The following is a 14,966-nucleotide window of genomic DNA, read 5'->3' on the forward strand; positions in this document are numbered from 1 at the left end:
TTATCAAAACTATTAATTTATGTCAACATTTGTACTATTTTTCAGTACTTATTTCTTCTTTTTCTTCTAATATTGTTGAATATTTACTTAAACCTGTACCAGCTGGAATTAATTTACCTATAATAATATTTTCTTTTAATCCAACTAAATCATCTGTCTTAGCTTTTATTGAAGCATCAGTCAATACTCTTGTTGTTTCTTGGAATGATGCAGCTGATAAGAATGAATCTGAAGCAATACTTGCTTTAGTAATACCTAACAATACATATTCATATTCTGCAGGTTTTTTGCCTTTTTCAATCAATTCTTTATTTCTATTATCAACATATCTTCTATTTTGCATAGTTCCAACTAAGAATTCAGAATCACCCATTTCGGTAATATTAACTTTTTGTAGCATTTGTTTGATGATAATTTCAATATGTTTATCATCGATATCTACACCTTGTAATCTATAAACTTTTTGAATTTCTTTGATTATATAATCTTGAACAGCTTGTGTTCCTAATAATTCTAAATATTCATGAGGATTTATAGAACCTTCTGTTATTTTGTCACCTTTTTCAATATATCCACCATCAACAATTCCAACTTTTGGATTTACATTAAATGGTAAAATATATTTTGATGTTTCTTCACCATCGTTAATAAATATTTTAATTCTTTCTTCACTGTCATCAACTGTAACAGTTCCTGAATTTTTAGCAATAATAGCTTGTCCTTTTGGTCTTCTTGCTTCAAATAATTCTTCAACCCTAGGAAGACCTTGTGTGATAGCTCCTCCTCCGGCAACCCCACCAGAGTGGAATGTACGCATTGTAAGCTGTGTACCAGGTTCTCCGATTGATTGAGCAGCAACAATACCTACTGCTTCCCCGATATTTGTTTCTTTACCTGTTGCTAAGTTTCTACCATAACATTTTGAACATACGCCAAATTCTGATTTACATTCAAGAGCTGATCTAATTTTAACTTCTTTTATTTGAATAATTTCTGAATCTCCACCAAATTTTTCCATCACATGTTCTTTTGTAATTTCATCAGCCATTTCTTCAGTAATTATTTCATTTTTATGAACAATAATTTGTCCTGTTACAGGGTTTAATATATCTTCAAATGATGTTCTACCAACAATTCTGTCTCTTAATTTCTCAATTACTTCTTTACCTTCAAGAATATCTTTAACTGTAATATATGAATCTGTACCACAGTCATCTTCTCTAATAATAACGTCTTGAGAAACGTCTACAAGTCTTCTTGTTAAATAACCAGAGTCAGCAGTTCTAATAGCTGTATCTGATAATCCTTTTCTAGAACCGTGTGTTGAAATAAAGAACTCTTGCACTGATAAACCTTCACGGAAATTAGCTTTAACCGGAATTTCTATTGTTCTACCAGTTGTTGATGCCATAAGTCCACGCATACCACCAAGTTGTCTTATTTGTCTAACACTACCTCTAGCTCCAGAGTTAGCCATGATAGCTATTGTGTTTGTAGCATCTAAGTTTTCCATTAGAGCTTTTGTTACATCTTCTGTAGCTTGTTCCCATGTTTTGATTACTTGATTATATCTTTCTTCTTCAGTATATAATCCCATGTTTGTGTATTCTTCAATTTCAACAATCTTATCATCTGCTGCTTTAATTATTGATTGTTTATCATCAGGTGTAATAACATCAGCCATTCCTATTGAAATGGATGCTTTTGTTGAATAGTTATATCCTGTTTTCTTAATATAATCTAGAAGTCTTGCTGTTCTTATATTTCCATATTTATGGAATGCTTTATCTATAATTTTAGATAACATTTTACTATCTACAAGAACATCAACTTCTAATGAATATGGATCTTTGTTTCTATCAACAAATCCTAAATCTTGAGGTATTTCACTATTAAAAATAAATCTACCAACAGTCGATCTTACAACCTTTCCCTTATCTTCTTCATCTTTTTTAATCTTTACACCAATTCTAGAATGTAAATGAATAACTTTATTTTCCAGAGCTTTAATCATTTCATTATAATCACTAAATACGTAATCTGTATCTTCCACTGTAAATTCTGATGTTAAATAATATGAACCTAAAACCATATCTTGTGTAGGTGTTGTAATAGGTTTTCCATCTTTTGGTGCTAGAATATTGTTTGTACTCATCATCAATAATCTTGCTTCCGCCTGTGCTTCTGCTGATAATGGAACGTGAACAGCCATTTGGTCACCATCGAAGTCAGCATTATATGCTGTACATACAAGTGGATGTAATTTTATAGCTTTACCTTCTACTAATACAGGTTCAAATGCTTGAATCCCCAATCTGTGAAGTGTAGGTGCACGGTTAAGCAATACTGGATGGTCCTTAATTACTTCTTCCAATGCTCCCCATACTATAGGATCTTTTCTATCAATTAATTTTTTAGCTGATCTAATATTTTTAGCTTCATATTTTGAAACTAATCTTTCCATAATAAATGGTTTAAATAATTCTAATGCCATATATTTTGGTAAACCACATTGGTAAAATTCTAATTCCGGTCCAACAACGATTACGGAACGTCCAGAATAGTCTACTCTCTTACCTAGTAAGTTTTGTCTAAATCTACCTGTTTTACCTTTTAACATATCAGATAGAGATTTCAATGGTCTATTTGAAGCTCCAGTAACTGGTTTTCCTCTTCTACCATTATCAATTAAAGCATCAACTGATTCTTGTAGCATTCTTTTTTCATTTCTTACAATAATGTCTGGTGCTCCAATTTCAAGTAATCTCTTTAATCTGTTATTTCTATTTATAACTCTTCTATATAAGTCGTTTAAATCTGATGTTGCAAATCTTCCACCTTCTAATTGAACCATTGGTCTTAAATCTGGTGGAATAACTGGTAATACATGTAGACACATCCATTCTGGTCTATTTTTTGATTGTAAGAATGATTCAATAACTTCAAGTCTTCTATATATTCTTACTCTCTTTTGACCAGATGCTGTTTCTAATTCTTCTGTTAATTCTGCATGTAATTCTTCTAAATTTATATCTGATAGTAATTTTTCAATTGCTTCTGCACCCATTGAAGCGGTGAATTCATCACCGTATTCAATGTATAATTTATTATATTCTGTTTCTGTTAATACTTGTTTATATGAAACTTCATCACAATCACCAGGATCAGTTACAATATAATTTGCAAAATATAAAACTTTTTCTAATGATTTTGGACTCATATCTAATAATAATCCCATTCTTGAAGGAATCCCTTTAAAATACCAAATATGAGATACTGGTGTAGCTAATTCTATGTGTCCCATTCTTTCACGTCTAACTTTAGCTTTTGTAACTTCAACGCCACATTTTTCACATACTACGCCTTTATATCTTATTCTTTTATATTTACCGCAAGCGCATTCATAGTCTTTGATTGGTCCAAATATCTTTTGACAAAATAGACCTTCTCTTTCTGGCTTCAATGTTCTGTAATTAATTGTTTCAGGTTTTTTAACCTCTCCTCTTGACCAATCTCTAATCATATCTGGAGAAGCCAAGCCTACTTGCATCGCTTTAAAACTTGCCATTAAGAAATGCTCCTTTCTGTAATTCTTAATTTATAAATGATTGTTCTGGATATTCGTCTTTTTCTTCAACCATTCTTTCGATTTGACGATAGTCATCATTTTCTTCTGTATTTTCAGCTAAAATAATTTCTTCGCCCTTTTCATCTAATAATTTTACATTTAACGCTAATGATTGTAATTCTTTAGTTAAAACTTTGAATGATTCAGGTGTACCTGGTTCAGGAATATTTTCACCCTTTACAATAGCTTCATATGTCTTAACTCTTCCGATTATATCATCAGATTTTACAGTTAGCATTTCTTGTAATGTATGTGCTGCACCGTATGCTTCTAATGCCCAAACTTCCATTTCACCAAATCTTTGTCCACCAAACTGTGCTTTACCACCTAAAGGTTGTTGTGTAACTAATGAATATGGTCCTGTTGATCTAGCGTGTATTTTTTCATCAACTAAATGGTGAAGTTTCAACATATACATGTAACCTACTGTAACATTATTTGCAAATGGTTCACCTGTTCTACCATCTCTAAGTTGAATTTTACCTGTTTTACTATATCCTGCAGCTTCAAGAGCTTCTTCAATATCTTTATCAGATGCCCCGTCAAATACTGGAGTAGCTACGTGCCAACCTAATTTTTTAGCAGCCATGCCTAAGTGAACTTCTAGTACTTGTCCAATATTCATACGTGATGGTACCCCTAGTGGATTTAAAACAATTTGTACTGGATCTCCATTTGGTAAGAATGGCATATCTTCTATTGGTAGTATTCTTGATACAACCCCTTTATTTCCGTGACGACCACACATCTTATCACCAACAGAAATTTTTCTCTTAGTTGCAATATATACTCTTATTACTTCATTTATTCCTGGAGCTAATTCATCTCCATTATCTCTTGAATATTTTTTAATATCTACAACAACTCCAGCTTCCCCATGTGGAACTCTTAAAGAAGTATCTCTAACTTCTCTTGCTTTTTCACCAAAGATTGCTCTTAATAATCTTTCTTCAGGAGATAATTCAGTTTCCCCTTTTGGTGTTACTTTTCCTACTAAGATATCACCTGCTTGTACTTCCGCACCAATTCTGATAATACCATTTTCATCTAAATCTTTTCTCATGTCATCACCGATACTTGGTATATCTCTTGTAATATCTTCAGGTCCTAATTTAGTTTCTCTTGCTTCTGCTGTATGTTCTTCAATATGAACTGATGTCAAAACATCATCAATAACTAATTTTTCATTTAATAACATAGCATCTTCATAGTTATAACCTTCCCATGTCATAAATGCTATTAAAATATTTTTACCTAATGCTAATTCACCCATGTCAGTTGATGGTCCGTCAGAAATAATTTCTCCAGCTTCAACATGTTGACCAGCTTTAACTATTGGTCTTTGATTGAATGTTGTACCTTGGTTAGCTCTCTTAAATTTCAATACTGTATATTCATCATATTTTCCATTTTCATCTGGAACATCTTTTTCTATTTGAATTCTTTCATCCCCAACATATTTAACTGTACCTGCATTTTTAGCAACAATTACAACTCCTGAATCTTTAGCTGTTCTATATTCAATACCTGTTGCTATAATTGGTGCTTCAGATTTTAACAATGGAACAGCTTGTCTTTGCATGTTCGCACCCATCAGTGCACGAGTAGCATCGTCGTTTTCTAAGAAAGGAATCAATGATGCCCCTACGGAAACTATTTGTTGTGGAGAAACGTCCATATAATCTATATCTTCTTTTGGATATACGTCGTTAACAGCATTTATCCCTCTTGAAGAAACTCTTTCATTTATAAACACACCATTTTCATCTAATGGTTCATTAGCTTGTGCTTTGATGTAGATATCTTCTTCATCTGCTGTTAAATAGTGAATTTCAGATGTAACTCTACCTGTACCCTTTTCAACTTTTCTATATGGTGTTTCAATAAATCCATAATCATTAATTCTTCCGTATGTTGTTAAAGATGTAATTAACCCGATATTTGGACCTTCAGGTGTTTCAATTGGACATACTCTACCATAGTGAGAAGTATGAACGTCACGAACCTCGTATCCGGCTCTATCTCTGGACAAACCACCAGGTCCTAAAGCTGACAATCTTCTTTTATGTGTTAATTCTGAAATTGGATTTGTTTGATCCATAAATTGTGATAATTGTGATGAACCAAAGAATTCTTTAATAGCAGCTGAAACAGGTCTATTATTTAGCAACCCTTTAGGTGTTAACATATTAGGATCAGATGTTGTCATTCTTTCTCTTATTACTCTTTCCATTCTTGAAAGCCCAATTCTAAATTGATTTTGTAATAATTCACCAACAGATCTAACTCTTCTATTTCCTAAGTGATCAATATCATCAATTTTACCAACTCCTTGATATAGGTTTAATTGGTATGAAAAACTTGCAATTATATCTTCCATTGTAATTGTATTTGATGAAATTAATTCTTTATTGTCTGCTATTAATTTTACTTTTTGTTTATCAGTCATTTCATCGGTAAATGATTCAATTATTTTTTTCATTTCTGGATAAAATACTTTTTCTGATAATCTTAATTCTGATAAATCAATATCTTTTATTTCTTCAAACTGATTTATATCTACATAATGATTTCCAACAACTCTAACAATTTCTGGACTATCTTCAGCTATTCTTACATCTACTGAATTAATACCAGCATTTTCGATTTCAATTGCCTTTTCTAAAGAGATAAATTCCCCTTTAGAAACTAATATTTCTCCATATTCATCAACTATATCTTTCGCAGCGTATTTTTCTCTAATTCTACTTCTGATAGCTAATTTCTTATTAAATGTGTATCTACCAGCTTTTGACAAATCATATCTTCTTGTATCAAAGAATAAATTATGCAATAAAGAGCTTGCAGCTTCAACCGATGCTGGATCTCCCGGCTTTAATTTTTTATAAATTTCAATTAAAGCTTCTTCTTTAGATCTTGAAACTTCCTTTTCTAAAGTTTCACCTAAAACCTTTGATTCTCCAAAAATTTCTTTTATCTCATCATCATTATCTAAGATTAAAGCTCTAATAAATGTAGTTGCAGGCAGTTTTCTTGTTCTATCTATTCTAATTGTCAATGCTCCATACGCATCTGTATCATACTCAATCCATGCTCCTCTATTAGGAATAATTGTTGAAGATATTGTTTTTTTACCATTTTTATCAAAATCTTCACTATAATATACCCCTGGTGATCTAACTAATTGAGATACAACAACTCTTTCTGCTCCGTTAATAATAAATGTCCCATTTTCTGTCATTAGTGGAAAGTCATCCATCATTAAAACTTCTTCTTCTTTAATTTCTTTAGTTTTACCATCTTCTAAAATTATAAGACGAACATTAACTTTCATCTTTTTAGCATAGTTTGCATCTCTATGTTTAGACTCTTGTTCTGAATATTTTGGTTTTTCATCAAAATGATAATCTAAAAATTGTAAATGTATATTTCCTGAATGGTCTACAATTGGAGATATATCTTCAAACACTTCTTTTAATCCATGTTTTAAAAACCACTCATAACTACCTTTTTGAATATCTAACAAATTAGGTAATTGCAATGTTTCTGGAATTCTAGAAAAATTTTCTCTTTTTCTTCTACCATACACTGTTGTATGATTATTCATATATGCCACCTCTCATTAAGTATATTTTGCGGATTTTGGCCGTTTTAATAGTATCAAATACCTTTTAAAAATGAAAAATTAGCCTAAAAGCCCATTATCATTTTTTATATTAGTATTTAATAAATGTACCATTTAAAAACAAAAAAGTCAATCTTTTTTATTTAAAAGATTAACTTTTTTTAACAAATGAAAATATTTCATAATATTAGATGATCAAACCAATATTATGAAATATTTATTTCAAATAAAGATTTTAAATACTTATAAATAACCTTATGTCCTAATGAATTTGGATGAATATTATCTACTACTCCATAATCTCCCAAATCATAATTATCGGAAGTAAAATATTTTTTTCTATTTTCTTCTATCCATGGTCTTAAAACTGAACCTTTTGTATATAATTCTGGATAAAATGGTAATCCATAATTTGAACATATTTTAGAGATATTTTCTAAATATTCATCACTTTCTTTTACTCCACATCTATATTTTTCCCAAGGTCCTTGAGAATATACAATAATTGGAGTATTAGGAAATTTATTTATTAATTCTTCAAAAAAAATATTTGCACAGCCACATAATGTATTTTCACTTTTATCTTTATATGATCCAGTTGGTAATGTAATTTCATGATTCAAATCATTAAATGATATTGCTACTCCTATTATGTCTGTATCTTCATCTATTTTTGAAATTCTTTGTATATATGGGCTTGTAACATAAAATCCCGTCCCACTTATACCTAAATTTTGAATTTCATAATCACAACTTTCTTCTAACCACATAGCCCAATTTTTTGCAGCTCTGTAATTATATTCAGTAATACTGTCTCCTATTAAAGTAATTTTTTTCAAATTTATCTCCTATTTTTTCAAATAAATATCTACACTTGCCTTAGGTGAAATTCTAACGGTATTTCCTGAAATATTAACAACTACAGTATCATCAAAAGCATCAAATTCTTCTACAAAAATTTTATCACCTATCTTCAATCCTAATTTTTCTGCATAGTTTAATAAATCTCTATTATCTCTTATTCTTCTAATTCTATATTCTGTATTTGGTTCTGCTTTTGATAGTTGAATTAAATCATGATTTGATTCTTCACTATTTAAATAAATTATAGAGCCATGAGGACAATAATCCGGGAATCCTAAAAATTTATTTAATCTATTAAATAATATATCATCAGTAACTGATTGTAATTTTTTAGCGTGTTCATGTACATCTTTCCAATCTAAGTCTAAAATAGTTTGTAAAAATGTTTCCCATAATCTATGTTTTGATAGAATATCTTTTGCAATTTTTTCTCCTGCATCAGTCAATTCTATTTTTTTTGAGTCTATTACTAATCCATCAACTCTTAATTTTTTTATCATTTCCGTAACAGATGCTGGACTAACATCAAGCCATTCACTTATAGACTTATTTGTAGCACCTCCACCTGTTCTATTTAACTTAAAAATCGTAGTTAAATAATCTTCTCTCTGTGAATTTACTTCCATTTAAACCCTCTCTATATTTTCTTATTTTTCATTCCTATATTTATTATATATCAAAAATAAAATATATGTAAGCATATTAACAAATGCACACATTCCTGGCATTGATGTATTTAAAGTAATCGATAATAAATATCCTATTATACAATTTATTGTAGCTATGATCGCTGTATACAGTAGAGTATATTTTAAATCTTTAGTAATAATCAATGCAGAGGCAGCAGGTGCAATAAAGAATGAAATTACAAGCATTCCTCCTACAGCTTCAAAAGAAATAACAGATACAAAAGAACTCATAGTCATTAAGGAATAGAAAATAAATAATGTATTTATTCCTATTAACTTAGAAAAATCTTTATCAAATGTTGTAGCTTTTAATTCCTTAAATAAAAAAGTAATATACAAAACAACTATTATTGATGTTAATCCTGATTGTAAAACACTCTTTGAAATGCTTAATCCTAATATTTCAACATGTTCTAAGCTTGAAAAAATTACTTCTCCAACTAAAACAATATCTGTATCTAAATGTACACCTCTAAAATATTTGCTTATTAAAATTACTGCTATAGAAAATAAAACTGGATAAATAACACCTATACTATCTTCATATTTTATTGTTTTTAAATTTCCCAATGATTCAATTAAAATAACAGTTAACACTCCGATAACTGTAGCCCCAATAATTAAAAGTGGGGATCTTAAGTCATTCACAAAAAAGAAGACTAATACTATACCTAATAAAACAGTATGACTTATAGCGTCAGTTACCATGGATAATTTTCTTAACACCATAAAAACACCAAGTAAACTGCATGAAATAGCTGTAAAAATCAAAACCAATAATGCATCTATCATTTTAAGCCACCTTTCTTCTTATGCCATTTCTACCAAATATAAATGAAATAGAAAATATAATACCTGATATCAATATTATTGATGGTCCTGTTGAAAATCCTGTAAAAACTGTTGAAATGTAACTTCCAACAAATGCTGAAATAGCTCCAAAAATAGAGCTGATTAAAATCAAAATAGAAAATTTATTTGTCCATTGACTTGCCGAAACAGTTGGAATAATTAAAAATGAACTAATCAAAATCGCCCCTACAGCTTTTATTCCAACACCAATAACTAGAATGGTCATAAATAAAGTTAAATAATCTATTAAACTTGTATTAATTCTAATTAATTTTGCATACTCTTTGTCAAATAAATAAACCTTATATTCTTTCATAAAGAATAAAATAATACAAATACAAATTATCGCTGCTATTAAAATTAATTTCACATCTTCTTCTAGCAAATATGCTGCTTGTCCAAAAATATAATTTTCAAGCCCAGCCTGAGATACTCCAGAAAAAGCTTTATTTCCTTGAATATATGATTTTAATACCATTCCTAATCCAAAAAAACCAGATAAAAATATCGCCATATTTGCATCCAATCCAATTTTAGAATGTTTTTTACCAAATTGAATTAAATAATATGAAATTGCACTGGATATCATGGCTCCACCCAATAAATAAACAGGATTTCTAGTAGAAAATAAGATGAACGAAAGTACTATTCCTGAAAAAGTTGAATGTCCCATTGCATCACCTATTAAACTTTGTCCTTTATAAACATTTATACTCCCAACAAAGCTTGATACTATAGCTAAAATTATAGTACCTAATGCTACAATTTGGAATGAATATGTTTTTAATATTTCCATTTTAACCCCTAAATGCGATTTCTAGTTTTTTATCCAATCCTGGATCATCAATCTTACCACTATATATAACTTCTTCATTTAACACAACTATATAATCGAAATAATCCTTAACAGTATTTAAATTGTGATGAACTGCTATAACTGTTTTTCCTGCGTTTTGTAATTCAAAAAACTTATCTGCAATTAATTTCTCGGTTGTTATATCTATTCCTGTAAATGGCTCATCTAACATGTATAATTCAACCTCTTGACATAGAGCACGAGCCAAGAAGACTCTTTGCTTTTGTCCACCTGAAAGTTCTGAAATCTGTCTATTTTTAAACTCTATCATATTCATAATTTCTAAAGATTTCATAGCAATTTCTTTATCTTTCTTTGACGGTCTCTTTCCAATAGGAATATAAGCATATCTTCCCATAAGCACTACATCAAAAACTAAAATTGGAAAATCCCAATTTACAGATCCTTTTTGTGGTACATATGCAATATTTTTACTTACTTCTTTTATAGGCTTGTTAAATACCTCTACATTTCCTCTATCATATTTAACTAAACCTAGTATGGACTTTAACAACGTTGATTTTCCTGCTCCATTCGGCCCAACAATAGCACATCTTACCCCTTTTGGTATTGATAAATTAATATTATTTATTGCAACTTTATCAATGTATGATGTCGTTAAATTTTCCACCTTTATAATATTTTCTGTCATTTTCCCCTCATCATTTTAAATTATCTACAATTAAATCAATATTACTCTTATACATTTCTAAAAATGTATCCCCTCTTTCACCATTAGGCGCTAGAGCATCAGAATATAGTTCTTATCTTTTCCACTTACTATTGTAACATCAAATCCTTTAGATTTTACAATTTCTTTTATTTTTCATTTTATCTGGATTATTTGTTCTTTCAACAAATATCTCTTTAATCTTATTATCAAATATAAATTTTTCTGTCTCTTCTATATCCTTATTTGAGATTTCTGTCCCAGTATTTACCCCTTGCGGAGATTTAACCTCTATACCGTAAACTTTTGAAAAAATCCAAAAGCATCATGTGGTTTAATCAGATATCTTCTTTCTTTTAGAATTTCATTTAATCTATTTACAACATATTCATTTAATTTGTCTAATTTGATAATATATTCACTATATTTTTTTATACTACCTTTTTTTCAGGAATCAACTCTATCAAATAATTTTTAAATTCCTTAAATGCAGTTTTGTAAAGTTCAATATTAAACCAAAAATGAGGATCAACTTCTATATGTCCTTCATTTGATAATTTATATGTCTTTTTTATCAAAATTTTTAGTTATAGATTTTCCCTTATCAGTTAAAAATTCTAACATTTTACTTTCAAAATTTAATCCATGATATAAAAGTAAATCATTTTTTTGTATCTTGATTAAATCATCTGGTTTAGCAACATAAACATGTGCATCTTCTCCTGCCGGTATTATAGCATTAATGTAAATATCATCTTTAGAAATTAAATTACTAACCATTTCCTCCATAAATGAAGTTGTAACTGTCAAAACTTTTTTATTATTTTTATTCTAATTACCATTTGAACATGCTGTAAATAAAAATAATCCCAACAAAACTAAACAAACTAGTTTATTCTTCATAAGTACTCCTTAAATATGTAATATAAATAGTATACCATAGTGTTTTTGTCGGGATTATTTTTTTATTAAATTTTATAGGGAGAAGGCTAAAAAATCATAAAAGAATTTCTTAGCCCATATATATGACTATTTTAAATTTTTCACAATTAATTCAACATTATGTCTGTACATATCTAAGAAATTATCGCCTTTTTCACCTTTTGGTGCCAATGAGTCAGAAAATAATTCATTATTTTCTCCACTTACAACCTTGACGTCAAATCCTTTTGATTTTACAACATCTTGTAATTTTTTCATTCTTTCAGGGTTTGTTGTACTTTCAGCAAATATTGCCTTTATTTTATGATCAGCGATGAATTTTGCAGTATCTTCTATTTCTTTATTTGCTACTTCTGAATCAGTACTTACCCCTTGTGGTGCCATTACTTCAATTTTGTATGCTTTTGAAAAATATTGGAAAGCATCATGTGGAGTAATTAAATATCTACTTTCTGCAGGAATTTGTCCTAATTTTTCTTTATTTTCTTTATCTAATTCATCTAATTTTGATATGTATTCTTTATAATTTTTTTCTAAATTTTCTTTTTCATCAGGTAATAATTTTACTAAAGAATCTTTAGCAACTGTAAATGCATCCTTATATAAACCTAAATCAAACCAGAAATGTGGATCAATTTGCATTTTTCCATCTTCTTCCATTTGATTGATTTTTGATTTATCAAAATCTTTACTTACTGCTACACCCTTCTTTTCAAGAACTTCTACCATTTTACCTTCAAAATGTAATCCATGATATAATAGTAAATCCGCTTTTTGAATTTTACCTAAATCTTCTGGTTTAGCTACGTATAGATGTGGATCCTCACCAGCAGGAATTACAAGCTCTGTATTAACTTTATCTCCCACTAAAACATTTACCATATCTTGTAAAAATGATGTAGTAACTGTTACAGTTTTCTTTTCAGATGTTTTAACATCTTTCCCTTTTTCCATTTTTGTTTCTTTTGGTTTTGCCACTTGGCAACCTACCATCACTAAACTTAGTAATAATATCATTGAAAATAATATATGTTTACTTTTTTTCATAATAATCTCCTTTATTTTTTTTCTATATGGATATATTAACACTTTAATTATAAAATGTAAAGTATTTTTTTAAGCGGACCAAATTAATGTGTTTTTTATTTATTTTTCAGTATTTACACCATATTCTTTATAATATTTTTTTTATGATTCATTTATATTTTCATCAATTATATCAGTGTTTTCTTTTAAAGATTGAGTAACTTCATCCATTGAAACAATTGAACAAGTTTTAATTTTATACTTTTCTGATATTTCTTCTAATGCATTCTTATCTTTTGACTTTCCATGCTCCATTCTATTTAACGAAATAATTAATCCTACAACTTCTACATTTTCATTTTGAGTAATTATTGAAAATGTTTCTTATATTGATTTTCCTGATTTAGTTACATCTTCTATTATCAAAACTTTCATTTTTCTGTCAAGTTTATCTCCTAAAAATATTCCTGTATCACCATGATCTTTGATTTCTTTCTATTTAATTAAATTCTGTTTCTGAAGGAATTCCAATCCAACCATGTTTTATAGAATTTTGACCTTCATGTACACTTGAGTTTGGTTTTCTATAGCTCATATCTTCAGTATGGGCAGCTATAATTACATTTATTTTCTTAGCATTTACCATAGCTGATCTCATCATATTTTCATCATCAACTCCAAATCCATCATCTGTAAAATATCTAATTCCATATTTTTTATTTAGTGTTTCCATATCTACAAGTTTTTCACCTTTAGATAAAATTGTTATACATGAATAAGGAATTACATTTACCTTTGCAGAGACTGTAACAAATTTTGTGTATGAAAATCTTTCTGATTAAGGTAATATAAACTTAATCAGGAGGATTTTTTTATGGGAAGAAAAAGACCAAAAACAGCATAAAGTAGATTAGCAAAACAATTAATAGAGTCATATGATATAAAAACTGCACAAGATATACAAAAAGCATTAAAAGACTTGCTAAGAGAAACAATTAAAAGCATGTTAAAAGCAGAACTTGATGAGTATTTGAATTATGAATATGGACAAACACCACTTTCAATAAATACAAGAAAATGAAACATCTAAATATTGGCTAATGGTTCTAAATCAAATGAAAGATAGAGGTTTGGAAGATATTTTAATAATATCAAGTGATAATCTACCAAGAATAAGTCAAGCAATAGAAGCAGTATTTCCAAAAACAGAAATACAAAAATGTATAATTCATCAAATAAGAAATTCAACAAAATTTGTATCATATAAAGATTTAAAAGACTTAATGAAAGACTTAAAAATGGTATCCCAAGCAAAAAATGAGAAAACAGCATTACAAAATTTGGAAAACTTTGAAGAAAAATGAGCAAAGAAATATCATGGATGTGTAGAAAGTTGGAAGAATAATTGGGCTAAACTTTTAACATATTTTAAGTATCCGCAAGATATAAGAAGATTAATATATACAACAAACTCAATAGAAAATTTTAATAGAAAGATAAGAAAAGTAACTAAAAATAAAGCAATATTTACAAATGATTATGCAATGTTAAAAATAAACAAAACCAAAGGCAAAGTCAAGGGTTCGCTTCGCCGAAAATTCAAACTTGACTGTGTCTTTGGTTTTGTATACCTAAAATTAGGAAAATTAAATTTGATAAATTTAAAATTTTATGTAACAATCAAATTGAAAAATAAAATATCTGATCAGAATTAATTTTTCAAAAATATCAATATATCTTAATCAGTAATAAACTGATACACAAAATTATTTACATAACCTCTTTTTTCTTTAATTTATCCATTGTTAAAATTG

The 14,966-nt window shown here is 28.7% G+C and carries 13 protein-coding genes and 1 pseudogene; 1 reads left to right on the forward strand and 13 read right to left on the reverse strand.

From position 1 onward, the window contains the following. Positions 1 to 34 precede the first annotated feature (34 nt). The 13 genes from rpoC to ABGF48_RS03115 form a co-directional block, all read right to left on the reverse strand. Positions 35 to 3,568 (reverse strand): DNA-directed RNA polymerase subunit beta', encoded by a 3,534-nt coding sequence (gene rpoC, locus ABGF48_RS03055; protein ID WP_408104873.1) that lies wholly within the window; start codon positions 3,566 to 3,568, stop codon positions 35 to 37. A 25-nt stretch (positions 3,569 to 3,593) separates the two neighbouring features. Further along, positions 3,594 to 7,235, reverse strand: a complete 3,642-nt coding sequence (gene rpoB, locus ABGF48_RS03060) for a DNA-directed RNA polymerase subunit beta (protein ID WP_408104874.1) — start codon at positions 7,233 to 7,235, stop codon at positions 3,594 to 3,596. Between the two features lie 224 nt (positions 7,236 to 7,459). Continuing rightward, positions 7,460 to 8,092 (reverse strand): SGNH/GDSL hydrolase family protein, encoded by a 633-nt coding sequence (locus ABGF48_RS03065; protein ID WP_408104875.1) that lies wholly within the window; start codon positions 8,090 to 8,092, stop codon positions 7,460 to 7,462. A 9-nt stretch (positions 8,093 to 8,101) separates the two neighbouring features. Continuing rightward, complete coding sequence (locus ABGF48_RS03070) at positions 8,102 to 8,743, reverse strand: metal-dependent transcriptional regulator (RefSeq protein WP_408104876.1); 642 nt, start codon at positions 8,741 to 8,743, stop codon at positions 8,102 to 8,104. Positions 8,744 to 8,764: 21 nt separating this feature from the next. Next, the gene (locus tag ABGF48_RS03075) at positions 8,765 to 9,598 is read right to left on the reverse strand and encodes a metal ABC transporter permease (protein WP_408104877.1); all 834 of its coding nucleotides are present in this window, start codon (positions 9,596 to 9,598) and stop codon (positions 8,765 to 8,767) included. Position 9,599: 1 nt separating this feature from the next. Next, positions 9,600 to 10,454, reverse strand: a complete 855-nt coding sequence (locus tag ABGF48_RS03080; protein ID WP_408104878.1) for a metal ABC transporter permease — start codon at positions 10,452 to 10,454, stop codon at positions 9,600 to 9,602. 1 nt (position 10,455) lies between these two features. Next, positions 10,456 to 11,166 (reverse strand): metal ABC transporter ATP-binding protein, encoded by a 711-nt coding sequence (locus ABGF48_RS03085; RefSeq protein ID WP_408104879.1) that lies wholly within the window; start codon positions 11,164 to 11,166, stop codon positions 10,456 to 10,458. 148 nt (positions 11,167 to 11,314) lie between these two features. Continuing rightward, positions 11,315 to 11,500 (reverse strand): metal ABC transporter solute-binding protein, Zn/Mn family, encoded by a 186-nt coding sequence (locus ABGF48_RS03090; RefSeq protein ID WP_408104898.1) that lies wholly within the window; start codon positions 11,498 to 11,500, stop codon positions 11,315 to 11,317. A 115-nt stretch (positions 11,501 to 11,615) separates the two neighbouring features. Beyond that, entirely contained in the window at positions 11,616 to 11,762 is a 147-nt protein-coding gene (locus tag ABGF48_RS03095; RefSeq protein WP_408104880.1) for a hypothetical protein, read from the reverse strand. Then, positions 11,743 to 11,964: a metal ABC transporter solute-binding protein, Zn/Mn family gene (locus tag ABGF48_RS03100; RefSeq protein ID WP_408104881.1), complete on the reverse strand. Its 222-nt coding sequence runs from the start codon at positions 11,962 to 11,964 to the stop codon at positions 11,743 to 11,745. The genes ABGF48_RS03095 and ABGF48_RS03100 overlap by 20 nt, the downstream gene beginning before the upstream one ends. 249 nt (positions 11,965 to 12,213) lie before the next feature. Further along, the gene (locus tag ABGF48_RS03105; RefSeq protein WP_408104882.1) at positions 12,214 to 13,173 is read right to left on the reverse strand and encodes a metal ABC transporter solute-binding protein, Zn/Mn family; all 960 of its coding nucleotides are present in this window, start codon (positions 13,171 to 13,173) and stop codon (positions 12,214 to 12,216) included. Positions 13,174 to 13,314: 141 nt separating this feature from the next. After that, entirely contained in the window at positions 13,315 to 13,467 is a 153-nt protein-coding gene (locus tag ABGF48_RS03110) for a hypothetical protein (protein ID WP_408104883.1), read from the reverse strand. Between the two features lie 184 nt (positions 13,468 to 13,651). Further along, positions 13,652 to 13,885, reverse strand: a complete 234-nt coding sequence (locus tag ABGF48_RS03115) for a hypothetical protein (protein WP_408104884.1) — start codon at positions 13,883 to 13,885, stop codon at positions 13,652 to 13,654. Between the two features lie 382 nt (positions 13,886 to 14,267). On the opposite strand from ABGF48_RS03115, the pseudogene ABGF48_RS03120 reads away from it, so the two are divergent. Continuing rightward, positions 14,268 to 14,867: pseudogene (locus ABGF48_RS03120) on the forward strand (IS256 family transposase). Positions 14,868 to 14,966 lie beyond the last annotated feature (99 nt).

Source organism: Helcococcus bovis (assembly GCF_046035835.1).
In the GTDB taxonomy this organism is placed as follows: domain Bacteria; phylum Bacillota; class Clostridia; order Tissierellales; family Peptoniphilaceae; genus Helcococcus; species Helcococcus bovis.